The 19,955-nt window shown below is 66.9% G+C and carries 20 protein-coding genes; 13 read left to right on the forward strand and 7 right to left on the reverse strand.

From position 1 onward, the window contains the following. The first annotated feature begins 77 nt into the window (after window positions 1–77). From dnaX to recR, 3 genes are all read left to right on the forward strand, one after another. Entirely contained in the window at window positions 78–2,255 is a 2,178-nt protein-coding gene (dnaX, locus tag B3349_RS02150) for a DNA polymerase III subunit gamma/tau (RefSeq protein WP_291586036.1), read from the forward strand. An 83-nt stretch (window positions 2,256–2,338) separates the two neighbouring features. Next, the gene (locus B3349_RS02155) at window positions 2,339–2,671 is read left to right on the forward strand and encodes a YbaB/EbfC family nucleoid-associated protein (protein WP_066535790.1); all 333 of its coding nucleotides are present in this window, start codon (window positions 2,339–2,341) and stop codon (window positions 2,669–2,671) included. A gap of 286 nt (window positions 2,672–2,957) precedes the next feature. Next, complete coding sequence (recR, locus tag B3349_RS02160) at window positions 2,958–3,551, forward strand: recombination mediator RecR (RefSeq protein ID WP_291586038.1); 594 nt, start codon at window positions 2,958–2,960, stop codon at window positions 3,549–3,551. A gap of 195 nt (window positions 3,552–3,746) precedes the next feature. Here recR and B3349_RS02165 read toward each other — a convergent pair whose 3' ends face one another. Both B3349_RS02165 and gloB read right to left on the reverse strand, forming a co-directional pair. After that, complete coding sequence (locus B3349_RS02165) at window positions 3,747–5,282, reverse strand: transglycosylase SLT domain-containing protein (protein WP_291586040.1); 1,536 nt, start codon at window positions 5,280–5,282, stop codon at window positions 3,747–3,749. After that, window positions 5,279–6,061 carry a hydroxyacylglutathione hydrolase gene (gene gloB / locus B3349_RS02170; protein ID WP_291586042.1) on the reverse strand — a complete coding sequence of 261 codons (783 nt, stop codon included), beginning with the start codon at window positions 6,059–6,061 and terminating at the stop codon, window positions 5,279–5,281. The genes B3349_RS02165 and gloB overlap by 4 nt, the downstream gene beginning before the upstream one ends. Here gloB and B3349_RS02175 point away from each other — a divergent pair. From B3349_RS02175 to B3349_RS02200, 6 genes are all read left to right on the forward strand, one after another. Beyond that, window positions 6,060–6,872, forward strand: coding sequence for a class I SAM-dependent methyltransferase (locus B3349_RS02175; RefSeq protein WP_291586045.1), 813 nt, complete (start codon window positions 6,060–6,062; stop codon window positions 6,870–6,872). The genes gloB and B3349_RS02175 overlap by 2 nt on opposite strands. Then, complete coding sequence (rnhA, locus tag B3349_RS02180; protein ID WP_280013549.1) at window positions 6,869–7,318, forward strand: ribonuclease HI; 450 nt, start codon at window positions 6,869–6,871, stop codon at window positions 7,316–7,318. Before B3349_RS02175 ends, rnhA begins: the two co-directional genes overlap by 4 nt. 96 nt (window positions 7,319–7,414) lie before the next feature. Further along, window positions 7,415–7,981 carry a nucleotidyltransferase family protein gene (locus B3349_RS02185; RefSeq protein ID WP_291586050.1) on the forward strand — a complete coding sequence of 189 codons (567 nt, stop codon included), beginning with the start codon at window positions 7,415–7,417 and terminating at the stop codon, window positions 7,979–7,981. A 90-nt stretch (window positions 7,982–8,071) separates the two neighbouring features. Beyond that, window positions 8,072–8,722 (forward strand): DUF2625 domain-containing protein, encoded by a 651-nt coding sequence (locus B3349_RS02190; RefSeq protein ID WP_291586052.1) that lies wholly within the window; start codon window positions 8,072–8,074, stop codon window positions 8,720–8,722. A gap of 63 nt (window positions 8,723–8,785) precedes the next feature. Next, the gene (locus tag B3349_RS02195) at window positions 8,786–9,088 is read left to right on the forward strand and encodes a DUF2314 domain-containing protein (protein WP_291586054.1); all 303 of its coding nucleotides are present in this window, start codon (window positions 8,786–8,788) and stop codon (window positions 9,086–9,088) included. A 44-nt stretch (window positions 9,089–9,132) separates the two neighbouring features. Then, window positions 9,133–9,564 (forward strand): hypothetical protein, encoded by a 432-nt coding sequence (locus B3349_RS02200; RefSeq protein WP_291586057.1) that lies wholly within the window; start codon window positions 9,133–9,135, stop codon window positions 9,562–9,564. A gap of 32 nt (window positions 9,565–9,596) precedes the next feature. On the opposite strand, the gene B3349_RS02205 is transcribed toward B3349_RS02200, so the two are convergent. From B3349_RS02205 to B3349_RS02225, 5 genes are all read right to left on the reverse strand, one after another. Next, window positions 9,597–9,926 (reverse strand): thioredoxin family protein, encoded by a 330-nt coding sequence (locus tag B3349_RS02205; RefSeq protein ID WP_291586059.1) that lies wholly within the window; start codon window positions 9,924–9,926, stop codon window positions 9,597–9,599. Between the two features lie 30 nt (window positions 9,927–9,956). Next, window positions 9,957–11,267 (reverse strand): molybdopterin molybdotransferase MoeA, encoded by a 1,311-nt coding sequence (moeA, locus tag B3349_RS02210; protein ID WP_291586061.1) that lies wholly within the window; start codon window positions 11,265–11,267, stop codon window positions 9,957–9,959. Then, window positions 11,267–11,959, reverse strand: coding sequence for a molybdenum cofactor guanylyltransferase MobA (gene mobA / locus B3349_RS02215; protein WP_291586063.1), 693 nt, complete (start codon window positions 11,957–11,959; stop codon window positions 11,267–11,269). Before mobA ends, moeA begins: the two co-directional genes overlap by 1 nt. A gap of 202 nt (window positions 11,960–12,161) precedes the next feature. Then, window positions 12,162–13,301, reverse strand: coding sequence for a GTP 3',8-cyclase MoaA (gene moaA / locus B3349_RS02220; protein ID WP_291586064.1), 1,140 nt, complete (start codon window positions 13,299–13,301; stop codon window positions 12,162–12,164). Window positions 13,302–13,490: 189 nt separating this feature from the next. Beyond that, window positions 13,491–14,261, reverse strand: a complete 771-nt coding sequence (locus B3349_RS02225; RefSeq protein WP_291586065.1) for an SDR family oxidoreductase — start codon at window positions 14,259–14,261, stop codon at window positions 13,491–13,493. 385 nt (window positions 14,262–14,646) lie between these two features. Here B3349_RS02225 and B3349_RS02230 point away from each other — a divergent pair, with 385 nt between their 5' ends. The 4 genes from B3349_RS02230 (at window position 14,647) to B3349_RS02245 (ending at window position 19,868) form a co-directional block, all read left to right on the forward strand. Continuing rightward, window positions 14,647–15,267: a MarR family winged helix-turn-helix transcriptional regulator gene (locus tag B3349_RS02230; protein ID WP_291586068.1), complete on the forward strand. Its 621-nt coding sequence runs from the start codon at window positions 14,647–14,649 to the stop codon at window positions 15,265–15,267. Between the two features lie 31 nt (window positions 15,268–15,298). After that, window positions 15,299–16,798, forward strand: a complete 1,500-nt coding sequence (locus B3349_RS02235) for an efflux transporter outer membrane subunit (protein WP_414646839.1) — start codon at window positions 15,299–15,301, stop codon at window positions 16,796–16,798. Window positions 16,799–16,921: 123 nt separating this feature from the next. Further along, complete coding sequence (locus B3349_RS02240) at window positions 16,922–18,205, forward strand: HlyD family secretion protein (RefSeq protein WP_291586070.1); 1,284 nt, start codon at window positions 16,922–16,924, stop codon at window positions 18,203–18,205. 34 nt (window positions 18,206–18,239) lie between these two features. Continuing rightward, window positions 18,240–19,868: a DHA2 family efflux MFS transporter permease subunit gene (locus tag B3349_RS02245; protein ID WP_291586072.1), complete on the forward strand. Its 1,629-nt coding sequence runs from the start codon at window positions 18,240–18,242 to the stop codon at window positions 19,866–19,868. Window positions 19,869–19,955 lie beyond the last annotated feature (87 nt).

The raw sequence follows: 19,955 nt of genomic DNA on the forward strand, positions 1-19,955 counted from the left end.
ACCCGAGGATTGACCCATCCCCGGCGCGAATGCCTTGCCGGCGAAAGGCGGGTGCGCCAGCCCGTAGAATCCTGCGCATGTCCTATCTCGTGCTTGCCCGCAAATACCGCCCCCGCAATTTCTCTGAAATGGTGGGGCAAGAGCATGTCGTGCAGGCGCTGACCAATGCGCTGACCCAGCAACGCCTGCACCACGCCTATCTGTTCACGGGCACCCGCGGCGTGGGCAAGACCACGGTGTCGCGTATCCTGGCCAAATCGCTCAACTGCGTGGGGCAGGACGGTCAGGGCGGCATCACGGCCACGCCCTGCGGCGTGTGCCCTGCCTGCAAGGAAATCGACAGCGGCCGCTTCCCTGACTACACCGAGCTGGACGCCGCCTCGAACCGTGGCGTGGACGAAGTGCAAAGCCTGCTGGAGCAGGCGGTCTACAAGCCGGTGCAAGGGCGCTTCAAGGTCTTCATGATCGACGAAGTGCACATGCTGACGAATACGGCATTCAATGCCATGCTCAAGACGCTGGAAGAGCCGCCGGAGTATCTGAAGTTCGTGCTGGCCACCACCGATCCGCAGAAGGTGCCGGTCACCGTGCTGTCGCGCTGCCTGCAGTTCAATCTGCGGCCCATGGCGCCCGATACGGTGCTGGAGCATCTGACCCGCGTGCTGGGGACCGAAAGCGTGCCGGCCGAGCCGCAGGCACTGAAGCTGCTGGCGCGCGCTGCCCGCGGCTCCATGCGCGACGCGCTGTCGCTGACCGATCAGGCCATTGCCTTTGGCAGCGGCCAGCTGCAAGAAGCCACCGTGCGCCAAATGCTGGGCAGCGTGGACCGCAGCTATGTGTTCCGTCTGATTGGGGCGCTGGCGCAGGGCGATGGCCGCACCGTGGTGGAAACGGTGGACAGCCTGCGCACCAACGGTGTCTCGGCCTCGGCCACCCTGGAAGACATGTGCGCCGTGTTGCAGCGCATGGCGGTACTGCAGGCCGTGCCGCAGATGGCCGATGTGGCGGACCCTTCCGATCCGGAAGCCGCCGAGATGGCTGCGCTGGCGCAGCAGATGCCTGCCGACGAAACCCAGTTGCTCTACAGCATCAGCCTGCATGGGCGTACCGAACTGGGCTTGGCGCCCGATGAATACGCTGCGCTGACCATGGCGCTGCTGCGCCTGCTGGCCTTCAAGCCCCAGGGCACGGCCGATGCGGCCACGGCGGAAAAAAAAACTCTAGCGAAACCCGTCACGCAGGCTGAAGCCGCCCGCATCCAGGCGCCAGCCCCGGCGCAGGCCAGCGTGCAGGCGGTGGTCGCGCTGGCTGCGGAGCCGGTTCCTGCAGCCACGGCGGCTCCGATGGTGGCTCCGGCTTCACCTGCTGCGACCGCTGTGCCGCTGCCGGTACCCGTTGCGCCAATGCAGGCCCAGCCCGAGGCGCCTGCCGTTCAGGCCGCTGTGTCGCCTATCGTGGCGCCAGCGCCTGTGGTGGAGCCTGCTGCGCGCGCCAACCCGGCTGCTGATGTGGTGCAGTCGCCCGCACCCGTGGCACCCCCTGCAGAGCCGAAAGCCACGGCTGCGCAATCGCAGACGGTGCCGCAGGCCGTGCAGCAGCCTGCGGTCATGCCGCCTGCCAGTGCGCCGGCCGTGAACAATGAAGTGCCGCCCTGGGAAGATCTCCCCGAGGTGACGGCGGAAGAATCCGACAGCAGCGACGATGCCGACTCCGCACCGCCCGCCTGGGAGGGGCCCATGGACGGCGAGCCCATGGACCTGCCGGATGATCCGCTGGATGCCATGGAGCCTGTGGATGCCGCCCCCGCACCGCGCAGCGCACCGGCGGTGCAGGACTACGCTCCGGCACCCATGCCGCTGGAAGTGCCGACCACGCCGCTGGGCGATGTCTGGCATGGCGTGGTGACGCAACTGGTGCAGGCCGAGGCCGTGACCGCCCTGGTGCGCGAGCTGGCGCTGCAGTCCCAGTTGGTGGCCCAGGAGGGCGACAGCTGGACGCTGCGCGTGGAGCGCACCTCGCTGAACCAGGCCACCGCCAAGGAGCGGTTGCGCAAGGCTTTGACCGACGCCGGACACTGCCAGACGCTGGTGGTGGAAAATGGCGCTGCGGCCGATACCCCGGCCAAGCGCAATACCGCGGCTGCCCAGCGTCATCAGAAGCTGGCGGAAGCCATTGTGCTGAACGACCCCCAGGTGCAGACCTTGATGCGCGCGTACGGTGCCAAAATCGTGCCTGGCAGCATTCGCCCTGCATAAGCAGGGCCCGGCAGACGCAGCCCATGGCACGTCTGCCTCTGTGACCGATTCATACTGAGAAAACCAACGCAAAGGATTTAGCCATGTTCAACAAAGGACAACTCGCCGGCCTGATGAAGCAAGCCCAGGCCATGCAGGACAACCTGAAGAAGGCCCAGGAAGAGCTGGGCAACATCGAGGTGGAAGGTGAATCCGGCGCCGGTCTGGTCAAGGTCGTGATGACCTGCAAGCACGACGTCAAGCGCATCACCATCGACCCCAGCCTGCTGGCCGAAGACAAGGACATGCTGGAAGACCTGGTGGCCGCCGCTTTCAACGCTGCCGTGCGCAAGGCCGAAGAGACCAGCAACGAGAAGATGGGCAAGCTGACCGCTGGCATGCCCGGTCTGCCCGGCGGCATGAAGTTCCCGTTCTAAGCACCGCGCGCCCCAGCCCGGGGTCGCTTGTGCGTGGTCTTGCTGCCCTGCGGCAGCGGATGGCGCATCGTGCGGCATGGGTGCTTCCCATTCGGCCGCTTGCTGCTGCACAGGCCACCATGGCCTGGATGGAATGAACGCAGCGCAGCTGTGCTGCAGGGCCGGACGGACTGTGGTCCGTGTGGTCTGTGACCGAGGGAAAGCGCTGGCGCTTTCCCTTTTGCTTTGGGCGCTGCCGTTTCGCTGCGCACCGGGCTGGATATTTCTGGATTCTGGAGTGTTGCCGATGTCCGAACTGCTTCAACCGCTGGAGCCCCTGATCCAGGCGCTGCGCCGCCTGCCGGGCGTGGGCGTCAAGACTGCGCAGCGCATGGCATTCCATATGCTGCAACGCGACCAGGAAGGTGCGCGCCAGCTGGCGCGGGCGCTGGTGACGGCGGTGGATTCCGTGCGCCACTGCGAGAAATGCAACACCTTCACGCACGAGGCGGTGTGCAGCATCTGCCGTGATGAAGGGCGCGACGCCGCGCGCCTGTGTGTGGTGGAGACGCCGGCGGACCTGGCGGCCATGGAGCGCACAGGTGCCTACCGTGGCTACTACTTCGTGCTGATGGGGCGGCTGTCGCCCATGGATGGCGTAGGCCCCAAGGACATCGGCCTGCCCGAGCTGCTGGTGCGTACCCAGGAGCCGGCGGTGCAAGAGGTGATTCTGGCCACCAGCTTTACCGCCGAAGGCGAGGCCACGGCCCATGCCATCACGGAGCTGCTGCAAGGCCGCTCCATCGAGGTCACCCGCCTGGCGCGGGGCGTGCCGGTGGGCAGCGAGCTGGAGTATGTGGACCTGGGCACGATTGCCCATGCGCTGGTGGATCGGCGCTGAAGGCAATCCGTGCCGCTGCCATGCGGCAGTCGGATGAACGCATAGCAGCGGCGCTGGCGAGCCAGGCATGGCCAGATGCCTGTCTCCCTGCCGCAGTCCCACCGGTCGCATCGGATGCGCCAAACGCACCAGGTTCACCCGATGCACAAAAAAAGGACTGCCTGGGCAGTCCTTTTTTGATGGAGGAGGGCGTGGTCAGCGCTTGCGCTTGGAGGGCGTTCCGCCCTTTTGGGCCACCGTGGTCTTGCCTTCGTTGCGTGGCGCCGCCTTGACGGCGGTCTTGCTGTTGCGGCTGACCTTGGTCACGGCCTGCCTGCCATTGCCGCTGCTGGCCACACTCGCGGCCACGCGGGCCGGAAGGTACATGGTCAGTGCCTGGCCGCTGCGCAGGCTGGCATTGGGGCGCAGGTCGTTCCAGCTCACCACATCGCTGGAGCTGACGTTGTAGCGCCGTGCGATGCTGATGATGGTGTCACCCTTGCGGGCCTTGACGGTGCTGCGCCGCGTCGTGACTTCGGGTGCGAAGGCGATGCTGGCGGTGTCCGCCACCTGGCCGGACACATCGCCGGCCTCCACGGAGCGCGGAATCATCAGCGCCGAGCCGGACTTGATCAGCATGCGCGGCGGGATGTTGTTGGCAGTGCGCAGGTCGTACTCGCTCATGCCGGCGCGCTGGGCGGCATCGGCCACGCTCATGGTGCGTGGCAGCACCCATACCGTCCAGCTGGCGTGCTGGCCTTTGTCATAGGCTTCCAGGTTGCTGCGGAAGACCTTGGCGTTGTCCCAGGGCAGCAGGATCTGCGGTGTGCCGGCCGCCAGGATGACGGGCTTGTGGAACGAAGGGTTGAGGGCGCGGAAGTCCTCTTCGCGCACATCGGCCAGCTTGGCGACCAGGGCCACGTCGATGTCGCGGGTGATTTCCACAGCCTGGAAATAAGGGTGGTTCTCGATCAGCGGCAGCTGGGCGCTGAAACGACTGGGCTGGGCAATGATGTTCTTGACCGCCTGCAGCTTGGGCACGTAGTTGCGCGTTTCGGCGGGCATGTTCAGCTCCGTGTAGCCCGTGCCCAGGCCCAGCGTCTGGTTGCGCTTGATGGCACGGCCCACGCTGCCTTCGCCCCAGTTGTAGGCGGCCAGAGCCAGGTGCCAGTCGCCGAACATGTTGTAGAGCTTTTGCAGATAGTCCAGCGCTGCGCGCGTGGAGGCCATCACATCGCGCCGGTCGTCGCGGAAGCTGTTTTGCTTCAGGTCGAAATAGGTGCCCGTGGCGGGCATGAATTGCCACATGCCGGCAGCCTTGGCGCTGGATACGGCCTGCGGATTGAACGCGCTTTCGATATAGGGCAGCAGAGCCAGCTCGGTGGGCATGTCGCGGCGTTCCAGCTCTTCCACGATGTAGAACAGGTATTTGCTGGAACGCTCGGTCATGCGCTGGATGTAGTCGGGGCGGCTGCTGTACCACTGCTCCTGGCTCTGGACCAGGTCCTGCTCCAGATCGGGCATGGCAAAGCCGTTGCGGATGCGTTCCCACAGGTCGGCTGGGGGCGTCAGCGATGCCACCTTGCCACCGCGGGCGCTCTTGTTGCTCAGTGGGCTGAGAGGACCTTGGGGAATATGGCTGGTGACCGACGCGGTGCTGGCGTCCGGAGTCGTGCCATCGGTGGGCGTGGTGGTGGCGCAGCCGGCCAGCCACAACGCACTGCACAGCAAAAGAATATGCCTCAAATTCATTGGAATACGTTTTTCCATTCGCGCAGCGCTGTGAACACGCTGAGCGGGTGTTGGGTGTCGAGGTGAGGCGCGAATTGTGAAGCCCCTTGGGCTACTTGCACAACGTTGCAGCGCAAAAAAGGGTTGATTTCGCGCTCCACCGCCAGGGACGATGGCAGCGTGGGCTGCCCCTGCGCACGCAGATTCTGGCAGTGTGCCGCATGATGGAGCAACTGCGCATTGTTTGGTTCCACAGCCAGAGCAAAGCGCAGGTTGGACAGCGTGTACTCATGTGCGCAGCACACGCGGGTGTGGGCGGGCAGGGCCGCCAGTTGCTGCAGCGAATCGAACATCTGTGCCGGGGTGCCTTCGAACAGACGACCGCAGCCGGCCGAAAACAGGGTGTCGCCGCAGAACAGAATGGGGGCCTCGCCACCTTCAGGGCTGGCGCAGTAATACGCCACATGGCCGCTGGTGTGGCCGGGAATGGCCAGCACCTGCCAGGTCCGGCCCAGCAGGTGCAAGGTGTCGCCACCGTCCACACGGGTGGCAGGTTCGGGAATGGTCTCGAAGGCGGGGCCGTAGACTGTGGCGCCGGTGGCTTCGCGCAGTGCCGCCACGCCGCCGACATGATCGGCATGGTGGTGGGTCACTAGAATGGTTCGCAGCGCAAGGCCCTGGGCCTGCAACACCTGCATGACAGGCTCGGGCACGCCGGGGTCGACGACCAGGGCCTCGTGGCCATCGTGCAGCAACCAGATGTAATTGTCCGCCAGCGCGGGTATGGGCAACAGGTTCATGAGTGAGACGAATCGGGTAGTACACCCTTGGAATGCGACGGCGTCGGGCCAGTACCTGCTGGACTGGGAGCAGCAACGCTGCGACGAGGCCGTGTCCGATATTTTCGGCTATCACAGCCTCCAGTGGGGTATGCCGATGCTACAAGGGTTACGAACCAACCGCATGCCCCACCGGTGGCTGGCTCTGGAGTCCCCGGAGCAGGCCGCCTGGTGTCCCCCCGCAGCGCAGGGGGATGGGACGGCACCGCAGGACAGCCCGCGGTGGACGCCCGCTTTCTATGCCGATTTCCGCGCACTGCCGCTGGCCGATGCCTGCATGGACCTGCTGATCCTGCCGCACACGCTGGAGCTCAGCCCCGACCCCCACGCCACGCTGCGCGAGGTGGCGCGGGTGCTGATGCCCGAAGGCAAGGTGCTGATCTTTGGCCTGAACCCCTGGAGTCTGTGGGGCGCCCAGCACGCGCTGGAGCGGCCGGCCGAGGACGCCGCCAATGCCACGCGGGGAATTGCCTATCTGCGGCTGCGCGACTGGCTGCGGCTGATGGAGCTGGAAATTGAGGCGGTGGACTTTGGCGCCTTCACCCCCCATGTGCAGCAGCCGCGCTGGCAGCAGCGCTGGGACTGGATGAACCGTGTGGGAGCCAAAACCTGGCCCATACTCGGCGCTGTTTATTGCGTGGTGGCCATCAAGCGCGTGCAGGGCATGCGGCTGCTGGAGCCCGGCTGGCGTACGCGCCGTGCCAATGCGCCAGGGGCGGTGCCCGTGGCCCAGCGCAATCCATCGTCGAAATACAAGGATATGAAGTTGTGAACAAGGTTGTGATCTACACGGACGGCGCCTGCAAGGGCAACCCCGGCCCTGGCGGCTGGGGGGTGCTGATGCAGGCGGGAGACGCCAAGAAGGAACTGTTTGGCGGCGAACGTGAAACCACCAACAACCGCATGGAGTTGCAGGCGGTGATCGAGGCGCTCACGGCCCTCAAGCGCCCCTGCGATGTGACGCTGTACCTGGATAGCCAGTACGTGCGCAAAGGCATCACCGAATGGATCCACGGCTGGAAGGCCAAAGGGTGGCGCACGGCCAGCAAGGAACCCGTCAAGAATGCCGAGCAGTGGCAGCAACTGGACGCGCTGGTCAGCGGCGCCGGCCACCGCATTGACTGGCGCTGGGTCAAGGGCCACGCCGGCGACCCGGGCAATGAACGCGCAGATGCCCTGGCCAACAAAGGCGTGGACCAGGCGCTGGGGCGGCTGTAAGCACCGCGGACGCCACCCTCGCTACGCGCCTGTTGCGCCCTGCCGTACTGAAGGGGCGGGCGGGCTGCTGTGCCCACCCTCCACGAACGACAAGCAATGCAATCCCTTAGCAGCGAGACCCTGGTGGCGCTGGCCATGGAAAACCCCGCCAACCGTGCCTTGCTGGCGCTGCTGCCCACGCTGGACCTGCCGCAGTGCATGCTGACAGCGGGCTGCCTGTTCCAGACGGTGTGGAACCTGCAATCCGGCCGGCCGCCCCAGTGGGGCATCAAGGACTATGACGTCATCTACTTTGACGACGATCTGTCCTGGGAGGCTGAAGACCGCTCCATTGCGCGCGTGCGCCAGGCATGCCAGCACCTGGGCGTGCATGTGGAGGTACGCAACCAGGCCCGTGTGCACCTGTGGTACGCCCAGAAGTTCGGCGCCAGCTACGCGCCGCTGCACCGGGCCACCGATGGCATCGACCGCTACCTCATCTGCTCCACCTGCATAGGGGTGGACGTTGCCACCGGCGCGCTGTACAGCACCCACGGACTGGACGATCTGCAGCGCAATGTGCTGCGTATCAATCCGCTCAACCACCAGCCCGCCATGTTTGCCGACAAGGCACGCAGCTACCAAGAACGCTGGCCCTGGCTGACGGTGGAGGCAGCATGCTGAGTGGCTGTGGCGCGCGCCTGGGCCGTGCGACCGACGATTCCCCCGTGCCAGAATGGCGCACACGGATGCTGAACCGGTGAAGGAGGGCGCATGCGGGCGCTGCACGAGCTGTTGAACCATGCCGAATCGGCATTGCCGCTGATCGCGGCGTGGGCCCAGGATGCGGAACTGCCGGTGGAGCTGTTGCCGCCCTCGGCCGCGTGCGATGCGGTGCTGCTGGCGCTGCAGGTGACGACGCGTTCGCCGCTGGGGGCCATGGCCCATGGCACCGGCGGCGTGCTGGTCGATGGGGGCTGGCTGCGCCTGCTGGGCTCGGGCCATCCCCGGCTCCCGCGCGATCTGGCGGCATGGAACCAGCCGCGCGGCGACGGCTTCTTTCTGATTGGTGATGACGCCGTGGGCGGCTTTTTCGCCATCAACGGCGGTGCGCTGGGGGCGGACCGGGGTGGCATCTACTATCTGGCGCCCGACACACAGGCCTGGGAAGCGCTGGAGATGGGGCACACGGCGTTCATGCAATGGGCTTTTTCCAGCCGTCTGCGCGACTTCTACCGCGACTTGCGCTGGGAGAGCTGGCAGGCCGATGTGGCGGCGCTGGATGCCGACAGTTGCATGAGTTTCTATCCTTTTCTGTTCACTGCCCAGGGCTCGGTGCACACCAGCGCACGCCGGCCTGTTCCCGTGGCGGAGCATTACGCTTTCATGTGCCAAGGCGGGACGCAGGCCTGCAGCAGCCCGTGAGTCCGGGAGCCCGACAGGCCCCGGCAGCGCCTTGTACCGCCATGGCACCACACTGAGACGACGATGGTTAGTTACACACTCGACAATGGCGAAACCTTGCATGCGCAGGCGCCGGACACTTTCTATTTGCCGCCTGGCGAGATGCGGGCCGGGCTGAATGTGGGCGACTTTGCCAAGCTGGTCTTTCGCATCAACCACGAGGCAGGGGAGAACGTGGAGCGCATGTGGGTGATCGTCCAGGCCCGCCAGGGCGCAGGCTATCTGGGCACGCTCGACAACCAGCCATATTGCACGGAAGCCCTGGCGCCTGGCCTGCAGGTGGCGTTCGGCCCCGAGCATGTGATCCAAATCCTGCGCGGCGATTAGACGCTCAGCCCATGCGCAACCCGCTTTCGCATCCTTCCTCTCCCATGTCCCTGCAGCCCCACGCGGCCTTCGGCCTGCTGAGCAAACAGGAGCTGCGCGCGCTGGCGGACAGGCTGCTGGTGCAGGATGTGCTGGCGGTGGACAGGTGCATTGCGTTTGTGCTGGCGGACACCCGGGGGCTGTGGCATGGCCGGGCCAGGGCGATGATCTGCCGCCGCCTGAAGCACTGCGCGCTGGGGAGCAGCCAGCGCGCGCAGCTGCTGTCCGGCATTCTTGAGCGGTTGCAGACAGGAGCGTTCGCCGAACAGTTCAAGGACCAGCTGCGCCTGGCGCGGTATCTGGACCGGTCTCGCACCCTGGCCGCCGGTGCACGGGCGTTGACCAGCAATCGCCCCCATGTGCGGCGTTATGCGCAGTGGACGGTGGCGGTGTGCCAACCGTCATCGCTGCCCCCATCCCGTACCGGACCCACCTGACCGGTGCTGGTGCGTGGTGAGGGGACGCCGTTTCAGCTGCCTTCCACCACCATCCGCACCGCCGCTTCAGCCTGTGCGCCCTGTGGCCGCACGGTCCTGCGGATTTCCTGGCCGTCTTTCAGCAGCACCAGCGTGGGCCAGAGCTTGACACGGAACAGGCGCCCTAGGCGGCGGCCGGGGCCGTCTTCCACCTTGATGTGCTGGATGTCGTCTCGCGGCTCCAGCACCTTGCGGATGGCATCCTGCGCGCTAAGGCAGTGGGGACACCAATCGGTGCCGAACTCGAGCAGCACCAGGCCGGGCAGGGCTTGCACAGACTCGGCGGTGGGCTCTGGCAGGGTGGCGGTGGTGGTGTAGGCCATGGTGCGTTCGCTGCAAAAAGAATGCAGCTTTTATAGCAGGCCGTGCAGTGGCAGTGCGTTGACCAGGGTCGCTGCCGCCAGATCGCCCTGGTGGTGGTCCAGCAGCAGCAGGGCGTCGGCCTGCACTAGGCTGCTGAGCATGGCCGAGCTCTGGCTGCCGGTGGGACGGGCCTCGATCCGGCCCTGGGAATTGGTGTGCAGGGTGGCGCGGACGAATTCGGTACGGCCGGCACGCTTGCGCAGCGGCACGGCCAGCGGCACCTGCACCAGCGCTGGCGTGGCACGCTCAGCATCCATGCCCATGGCCTGCAGCAGCGCGGGGCGTGCCAGCAGCGCAAAGCTGAGCAGGGCTGCAACCGGGTTGCCGGGCAGGCCCAGCAGCAAGGCGCTGGAGCGACCGTCTGCCCGGTGCATGCGGCCGACGGCCAGCGGGCGGCCGGGGCGCATGGCGATGCGCAGGAAGGCCACATCGCCCAGCTCGGCCAGTAGGGTCTGTGTATGGTCGGCGTCGCCGCTGCTGACACCGCCGCTGGTCAGGATGACATCGGCATCCTGTGCGGCGTGTTGCAGTGCAGCGCGCAGTGCGGCAGGCTCGTCGCGCACGGCGCCCAGGTCGTGCACGGTGCAGCCCAGTTGCTGCAGTGCTGCGGCCAGTGCAAAGCGGTTGCTGTCGTAGATGGCGCCGGTGCGGGCCGCTTCGCCGGGTTGCAGCAGCTCATCGCCGGTGGAAAACAGGGCCACGCGCAGGCGGCGGCGCACAGTCAGCTGGGCCAGGCCCAGGCCGGCGGCCAGGCCCAGCTCGGCAGGACCCAGGCGGGTGCCGGCGGGCAGGGCGGTGGCACCGGTGGTCAGTTCTTCACCGCACTGGCGGCGGTTGGCGCCCGGGCGCAGGCCGGTTCTGGCAAAGCGCACCGTCGGTACTGCCGCATCTGCAGGGTCTTCCAACTGGCACAGCTCAAACGGCACGACGGTGTCCAGCCCCGGCGGCAGCATGGCGCCCGTCATGATGCGCAGGGCATGGCCGGCGGGAACATCGCCTGCCCAGGGCTGACCGGCCAGCACGGTCCCCGCAATGGGCAGGGCCAGCTGTTCGGCCGTGGCCAGCCACTGGCTGGCAAAGGCATAGCCGTCCATGGCGGCGTTGTCGTGTGGCGGCACATCGACGGGTGACAGGACATCGGCTGCCAGCACGCGGCCCAGCGCTTGGTGCAGTGGCAGGGATTCGGTCTCTGCCACGGGTCGGGCCAGGCTGCGCAGCAGGGCGTGGACCTGGTCCACCTGCATGGCGCCGGCATCTGCGCCGATCTGGGTCAACAGTTGGGTCATCCAGGAGAGGGTCATCAGCGGTTCTCCGTATCCGGTGCGGCGGCGAGTAGCCCTTCCAGGGCATGCAGCTCCTGCAGGGAGTTGGCATTGGCAAAGGCCAGCGGGTCGTCGCCCGGCTGGTCGAAGCAGGCCACGGCCAGCGGGTGCAGTGCGGTCCAACGGTCGATCTTGCGACCGCCTGCGCTGACGAACTGCTGCAGGCTGCCGAGCAGGCTGGTATGTATCAGGCAAAAAGCGGGCTGGGCCCGCAGCGGGGGGGGATGGACAGCTGCCGCTGCGCTGGCGGCGTCAGCGTGGGCTGCTGCTGGCTCGGTATCCGGCGCGTGTACCACGGCCAGCGGGGCCTGTGCGGCTTCGGCAGCGGCCACCAGGCGCGCGGCCAGGTCGGCGGGAAAGCGTGGCGTGTCGCAAGGCACGGCCAGCAACCAGGGGGTGCGGCAATGCAGCAGGCCGGCCAGAAAGCCGGCCAGAGGGCCGGGGTAGTCGGCCTCGGTGTCGGTCACCACGTCCACGCCCCAGGCTCGGTAGGTCTCAAGGTGGCGGTTGGCGTTGACCAGCAGCGGCCCGACCTGGGGTGCCAGGCGCTGCAGCGCGTGCCGGGCCAGCGCTTGGCCGACAAATGGCTGCAAACCCTTGTCCACGCCGCCCATGCGGCTGCCACGGCCGCCGGCCAGCACCATGCCGGTGATGTCGGAAGTAGCGATCATGTTCTTCAAAAAATATAGCTGCCTGTTTACCAGCAGCGTACAGGCGGGGCGGGTTGGATGCCCAGTGTAGCGGCATGGCCGCAGCGCTTCTGGCGGCCTAGCCCTTGGCAACGGCGTGCAGCCAGCGCGAGAGTGCATGCACGTGCAAGCCTGCAGACTGCAGCCATCCTGGTTCGGGGGATGCACGCAGTACCCCCGGGGGTCATCCCCCTATGTAGCTCATTTCAATCCGCCGGCGGGGCGCTGCTTCCGAAGGCGGTAGCTGGCTGCGCAGCTCGGAATAGCGGTCCGTGCGGCCTTGCCAGATGTCGGTCACGGCGGCGGACAGCTGCGCGTCGCTGCTGCCGTTGCGCAGCAGGGTGCGCAGATCCCAGCCCTGGTTGGCAAACAGGCAGGTGTAGAGTTGGCCTTCGGTGGACAGGCGGGCACGGCTGCATTCGTGGCAGAACGCCTGGGTCACGCTGCTGATTACGCCCACTTCGCCCAAGGCCGGGTCGTGGCGGCCATCGACGCCGGCATAGCCCCAGCGCTGGGCGGTTTCGCCGGGGGCGGTCGCCTCCAGCGGCACCAGAGGCAGCGCGCGCTGCAGCAGAGCGATGACTTCGGCCGAGGGCAGGACTTCGTCCATGCACCAGCCGTTGGTGGCGCCCACATCCATGTATTCGATGAAGCGCAGCGTCACGCCCGTGCCGCGGAAGTGCCGCGCCATGGGCAGGATCTGGTCTTCATTGGTGCCGCGCTTGACCACCATGTTCACCTTGATGTGCTGCAGCCCGGCCTGCTGTGCGGCCGCAATGCCGTCCAGCACGTCGGCCACGGGGAAGTCCACATCGTTCATGCGGCGAAAGACCGCGTCGTCCAGTCCGTCCAGGCTCACGGTCACGCGCTGCAGGCCGGCGTCTTTCAGCGCCTGGGCCTTGCGGCGCAGCAAGGAGCCGTTGGTGGTCAGCGTCAGGTCCAGTGGCTGGCCGTCGGGCGTGCGCAGCCGGGCCAATTGGGCGATCAGGTTTTCCACATGCTTGCGCAGCAGTGGCTCTCCCCCGGTCAGGCGCAGCTTGCGCACTCCGTGCTGCACAAATACATGCGACAGGCGGGTGATTTCCTCAAAGGACAGCAGGGCCGAATGCGGCAGGTAGTACTGGTAGTCCTTGTCGAAGATCTCCTTGGGCATGCAGTAGGCGCAGCGGAAGTTGCAGCGGTCCGTCACGCTGATGCGCAGGTCATGCAAGGGACGGCCGAGCCCGTCCTGCAGCACACCGGTGGCGGTGGGCAGGGCGCTGGGGATGCGGGGCTGCAGCGGCGCGGCGCGCTGGTCCAGCACAGGAATCACTCGGTCGGACATAGGGTGGCGATTGTGCCTCTAAGGGGGTATGCCTTGTGGGTGTTGGGGCATGGAGCGCGGGGCGCGCCGTGCGTGCTTGATGTGCATCAAGAGGGCGTCTTGTCGGGCGCCCCCTGCACAGCCTCGCCGCAACAGCGGAAACCGCCTGCCTCCGCGCATCCAGGACGCGGGTTGTTTCACCGCCGGGCGTCAGACACACCGGGCGCCATCCACCTCGATGCAGACGCCGCTGATGAAGGCCGCTTCGTCGCTGGCCAGGTACAGCGCGGCATTGGCCACATCCAGTGCGGTGGAAAAGCGGCCCAGCGGAATGGTGGCCAGAAACCTGGCGCGCCGGGCATCGTCGACCGGGCCCCCGGCAAACTCGGCGGCCAGGCCGGTGTCGGGGTTGAACACCGGATTGATGCAGTTCACACGGATGCCATCCGGTCCCAGTTCGGCCGCCATCGACTTGCTGGTGGTGATGACAGCCCCCTTGGAGCCGTTGTACCAGGTCAGCCCCGGACGGGGACGTATGCCGGCGGTGGACGCAATGTTGATGAAGCAGCCGCTGCTGCCATGGGGGTTGGCGCGCATGGCCGGCACGCCGTGGATGGCCGAGAGGTAGATGCTTTTCATGTTGACCGCATACACCCGGTCGAATTCTGCTTCGCTGACTTCCAGCAGCGGGCGGTTGCGGTGGGTCCAGCCGGCGTTGTTGACCCACACATCCAGCCGGCCGAACAGCTCCAGCGTGCGCGCGGTCAGGGCCTGCACATCGGCATGGCGCGTCATGTCGGCCTGCACGAACTGCGCCTGTCCTCCGCTGGCACGGATGCTGGCGGCCACGGCTTCGCCCTTGGTGACATCAATGTCGTTCACGACCACGCATGCCCCTTCGGCAGCCAGTCGCCGGGCGATGCCTTCCCCAATGCCATTGCCGGCGCCGGTGACGATGGTGGATTTGCCTGCTGCACGCATACGGGGGGTCTCCTGAAGCTGGGGGTAGAGCGGTGTGCGGCCCATTATGGAAAGCGCGGTGCGTGCGCGGCGGCAGCACGCGCGACAGTGCAGGGAAAACACTGGCAAGGCTGCAGCACATGGTGCGCCGTCGCCCGAACCGCCAGGTGGTGTCGCGGCACGGCGACAGCAGGGGCCCTGCCATGCAGCCCTGGAGGATCGCTGGAGGGGCGCCAAACATCCCAATGAAGCAGTCAAAACCTGGATGAGAAGCTCTGATTTCAGGAGCGTTTCAGGCCAGTTGCATGCACCCATGCCCCCTGTGGGCACATGGGTGACAAGCGGCATTCTGCAATTTGTAATACATTGCATAGCCAATTATTGCTTAGTCAATTAATTTTCAGCCATGCCACTTTCTCCTGATGACCCCGCGGCGCCCGGCACGAAGCCCGGTGCTGTGCAGCCCCCGGCCGCCTTCTACCGGCCTGGCAGCTACCAGCCTTGGGAGAGCGCCGGTTTTCTAATGCGCCGTGTGCTCAGCTCTGTGCTGCAGCAGGCCGATGCCCAGCTGGCCGAGCACGATCTGACCTATGTGCAGTGGTTGCCGCTGTACAAGCTGCTGCTCAACAGCGATACCCGCAGCACTTGTCTCGCGCGTGATCTGGGCATGGACCCGGCTTCCGTCACCCGCGCGCTGGACCGCATCGAAGCCAAAGGCCTGCTGCGGCGCGAACGTTCCACCACCGACCGTCGCCGTGTGGAGCTGGTGCTGACCGAACAGGGCCGCGCCGTGGCCACCCAGGTGCCCGAGGTGCTGTGCGACGTGCTCAACGCCCATCTGGCGGGCTTCAGCGATGCGGAGTGCCGCCAGCTGGTGTCCATGCTGCAGCGCATGCTGCTCAACGGCGATGCCTTGCGAGGAGGCGCAGCCCTCCCTGCGTCTCCTCCTATGCCTCCCACGCCATCCCCGGTGGCATGTCCTCCGTCCCCGCCGACTGCGGGCACAGACGCGACGCCCCAGTCCTGATGCTTTTCGGCTGCAGCGCCTGCAGCCTTGTTTGACCTTGGATCCATCCACCATGTCTTCACACCGCTTCGCAGCACTCCCGCTGCACCGCCTGACTGCAGGCCTGTCGCTGGGAGCCGCCGCCCTCATGCTGGCAGGCTGCGCCTCCCAGGGCCCGGCCCACGCCCCACTGGCCACGCTGGCTCCCGATGCACTGGGGCTGCAGGCCCGCTCCGCCCCGGATACCACCATCGATGCTGCCTTGCCCACTGCGCAGTGGTGGGGTGCGCTGGGTGATGCCCAGCTCAACCAGCTGGTGGCGCTGGCACTGCAGGACAACCCCAGCCTGGCTGCCAGCCAGACCCGTCTGGACAAGGCCCTGGCTCTGGCCACGGCGACCAGCAGCGCTACCGATGTGCGCGGCAGCTTCACCACCGACGCCACGCGCCAGCACTACAGCGCCAACGGCATGATCCCGGCGCCGATTGCCGGCCACACCTACAACAGCGGCAATGTGCAGCTGGGTCTGGGCTGGAATCCGGATTTCTTTGGCAAGCACCGCGCCGAGCTGGATGCCGCCCTGGGCCAGGCCCGCGCTGCCCAGGCCGACCGCGCGGCTGCCGCCACGCAGCTGGCTGGCCAGGTCGCTCGCAGCTACGTGGGATTGGCCCGCTTGCTGGCCCAGCGCGATGTGGCCCAGCGGACGCTGGTGCAACGCCAGGCCTTGCTGGATCTGAGCCAGCAGCGCACCCGCGCCGGTCTGGACAGCCAGGTGGAACTGACCCAGGCCCAGGCGGGCCTGCCCGATGCCCGCACCCAGGTGGAAATGCTGGACGAACAGATCACGCTGGCACGCCGCACCATTGCCGTGCTGTGCGGCCAGGCGCCCGATGCCCAGCAGGCCCTGGCGCCGCAACTGGCGGCCTTGCAACTGCAGGCGGTACCCACGGTGCTGGGGGCCGATCTGCTGGGCCGCCGCCCCGATGTGGTAGCAGCCCGCTGGCGCGTGGAAGCCGCCACACGCGGCATTGACAGCGCCAAGGCCGAGTTCTATCCGGATGTGAACCTGACGGCGTTTGTGGGCCTGTCGGCCGTCGGCCTGGACCAGGTGTTCCAGGGCAGTTCGCGCCAGCTGGGCGTGACGCCTGCGCTGCGCTTGCCGGTTTTTGATGGCAAGCGCCTGCGCGCCCAGTTGCGCGGCAAGCAGGCCGATCTGGACAGTGCCATCGCCCAGTACAACGGCGTGGTGCTGGATGCCGTCAAGGGCGCAGGCGATGCCGTGGCGTCCATGCAATCGCTGGAGCGCCAGCAGCAGTTACAGGCCGAATCGCTGGCCAAGGCAGAACGCGCCTATGACTTTGCCGTGCAGCGCTACCAGGCCGGTCTGACCGGTCAGGTGGTGGTGCTGAACACCGAAAGCCAGGTGATTGCCCAGCGCCGCCTGGCTGTGGACCTGCGTGCCCGGGAACTGGACACCCGTATTGCGCTGATGCAGGCGCTGGGCGGTGGCTGGCAGGACGACACCGCCCGCGTGCAGCTGAGCCAGAAATGACCCCGGGCTGAACCTGCGCGCATCGCGCGCCATCCCCTCTCACCGATTTTTCCCGGGCAGCGCTGCTGTGCAGACAGCCCGGGGCGCAAAACCATTTACCGACATAACAAAGCGCCGAACATCATGACCGATAGCAAGAACACCGCTGCCGCAGCACCCGCTGCCAATCCCCAGGGCCGTCGCAAAGGCCTGACCATCGTGGCGGCCGCCGTGGCTGTGGCCGCCGTCGCCTGGGGCGGTTGGCACTGGATGGTGGCCCGCAACTACCAGACCACCGACAACGCCTATGTGGCGGGCAATGTGGTGCAGATCACGCCCCAGGTGGGCGGGACCGTCATCAGCATTGGCGCGGACGACACCGATTACGTCAAGCCCGGCCAGGTGCTGGTGCAGCTCGATACTGCCGACGCCCTGGTGGCCCTGGCCCAGGCGGAATCGCAGCTGGCCCAGACCGTGCGCCAGGTGCGCACGCTGTATGCCAACAACGCGCCGTTGGCTGCCCAGGTGGCCCAGCGCGAAGCCGATCTGCTGCGCCTGCAGGCCGATCTGGGTCGTGCCAAGGACGACGTGGAGCGCCGCCGCCCGCTGACGGCCACAGGCGCCGTGGGCAAGGAAGAGTTTGACCATGCACAGAGCGTGCTCAAGACCGCCAGCAACGCCGTGGTGGCGGCCGAAGCCGCGGTGCGCGCCGCCAAGGCCCAGCTGGTGGCAGCCGAAGCCCAGACCCAGGGCAGCACGGCCGAGGCCCACCCCAGCGTGCTGGCTGCCGCCGCCAAGGTGCGTGAAGCCGCCCTGGCATTGCAGCGCACCCGCCTGGTGGCACCGGTGGAAGGCTATGTCGCCAAGCGTGGCGTGCAACTGGGCCAGCGCGTGGCTGCCGGCGCGCCGCTGATGACGGTGGTGGGCCTGCACCAGCTGTGGGTGGATGCCAACTTCAAGGAAAGCCAGCTGGCCGAGCTGCGCATTGGCCAGAAGACCGAGCTGACGGCCGATGTCTATGGCGACAAGACGGTCTACCACGGCACCGTGGTGGGCCTGGGAGCGGGTACGGGCGCGGCGTTCTCGCTGCTGCCGGCGCAGAACGCCTCGGGCAACTGGATCAAGGTGGTGCAGCGCGTGCCGGTGCGCATCAGCCTGAACCCTGAAGACCTGGCAGCCCATCCGCTGCGGGTGGGCCTATCGATGGAGGCCAAGGTGGATGTGCGCGACCGGGACGGCACGGCTTTGGCATCGGCCCCGCGTACCGAGCCGGTGGCGCAGACGGCGGTGTATGACGCGGGGCTGCCGCAGACGGAGGAGCGCATCACCCGCATCATCGCCGGACAAAGTGTGCCTGCACTGCAGCAACTGCCCGCCCCGGTGGCAGTGTCCGCTGCGGCCCCGGCGCCAGACAAGGCCGCGCAGTAAACCGCCCGGCACCTGAACTGGAGCGGATCCGCGTATGACTTCTTCCTCTACGGTCGCACCCGGCGATAGCCCGGGGGCGCTGCCTTCTTCTCCGCCCACGTCTCCCAGCCCGCCGGCCATGCCGGCTCGGCCGGAGCCGCTCAAGGGCGCGCAGCTGGTGCTGGGCACGGTGGCCCTGTCGCTGGCCACGTTCATGAATGTGCTCGATTCGTCCATCGCCAACGTGGCCATTCCAGCCATCTCGGGCGATGTGGGCGTCAGCCCGAGCCAGGGTACCTGGGTGATCACCAGCTTCGGTGTGGCCAACGCCATCAGCGTGCCGCTGACCGGCTGGCTCACCCAGCGCTTTGGCGCGGTGCGGCTGTTCACCATGAGCGTGCTGCTTTTCGTGCTGACCTCCTGGCTGTGCGGCTTTGCCGGATCGCTGGAAACGCTGGTGCTGTTCCGCGTGCTGCAGGGCCTGGTGGCCGGGCCCATGATTCCGCTGTCGCAGACGCTGCTGCTGTCCAGCTACCCGCCTTCGCGCGCCGGTACGGCGCTGGCGCTGTGGGGCATGACCACGCTGGTGGCGCCGGTGGTGGGGCCGCTGCTGGGCGGCTGGATCACCGACAACATCTCCTGGCCGTGGATCTTCTACATCAATGTGCCGGTGGGTCTGCTGTCGGCGCTGCTGACCTGGAACATCTATCGCAGCCGTGAGACTGCCACGCGCAAGCTGCCCATCGATACCGTGGGCCTGTCCCTGCTGGTGCTGTGGGTGGGGGCGCTGCAACTGATGCTGGACAAGGGCAAGGAGCTGGACTGGTTCGCCTCGGGCGAGATCATCACCATGGCCGTGGTGGCGCTGGTTAGCTTGGCGGTGTTCGTGGTCTGGGAACTGACCGATGCCCATCCCGTGGTGGAGCTGCGCCTGTTCAAGCGGCGCAACTTTGCTGCCGGATCGTTGGCGCTGTCGATTGCCTATGGGGTGTTCTTCGGCAATGTGGTGCTGCTGCCGCTGTGGCTGCAGCAGTGGCTGGGCTACACCAGTACGTCCGCGGGTATGGCGCTGGCGCCGGTGGGCATTCTGGCCATCGTGCTGACCCCACTGGTCGGCAAGAAAGTCGGAAGCTGGGATCCGCGTTGGATGGCCACGGGCGCGTTTGTGGTGTTTGCCACGGTGCTGTGGATGCGTTCGCACTTCACCATCGAGACGGACTTCTTCCATATCCTGGTTCCCACGCTGATCCAGGGTGTGGCCATGGCCTTCTTTTTCATCCCGCTGACCACCATCACGCTCAGCGGGCTGACGCCAGACCGCATCCCGGCGGCGGCCGGCCTGTCCAACTTTGTGCGCATCACTGCGGGTGCCATGGGCACGTCGATCGCCACCACGCTGTGGGACAGCCGCGCCACCATGCACCATGCCCACCTGACAGAAACGCTGGTGCAGGGCCAGGGGACTTTCGCGATCACGCTGAACCAGCTGCAGGTTGCCGGCATGACGCAGGAGCAGGCCCTCGCGCAGATCAACCGGCTGATCGATCAGCAGGCTTTCACGCTGGCGGCCAACGACATCTTCTGGGCTTCGTCGGTGCTGTTCCTGGTGCTGATCGTGCTGATCTGGCTGACCAAGCGCCCGGCAGGCCATGCCGGTGCCGCCGATGCCGGAGGGGCGCACTGAGTGGGTGCGGAGGCTATCTGTCGATAGTGGCCTGCCACTGTTACTGCCGCTGCCCTTGCAGCTTTCCCATGTAAAAAAAGCCCGCCG

Source organism: Comamonas sp. UBA7528, from assembly GCF_002479375.1.
Classification (GTDB): domain Bacteria; phylum Pseudomonadota; class Gammaproteobacteria; order Burkholderiales; family Burkholderiaceae_C; genus Comamonas.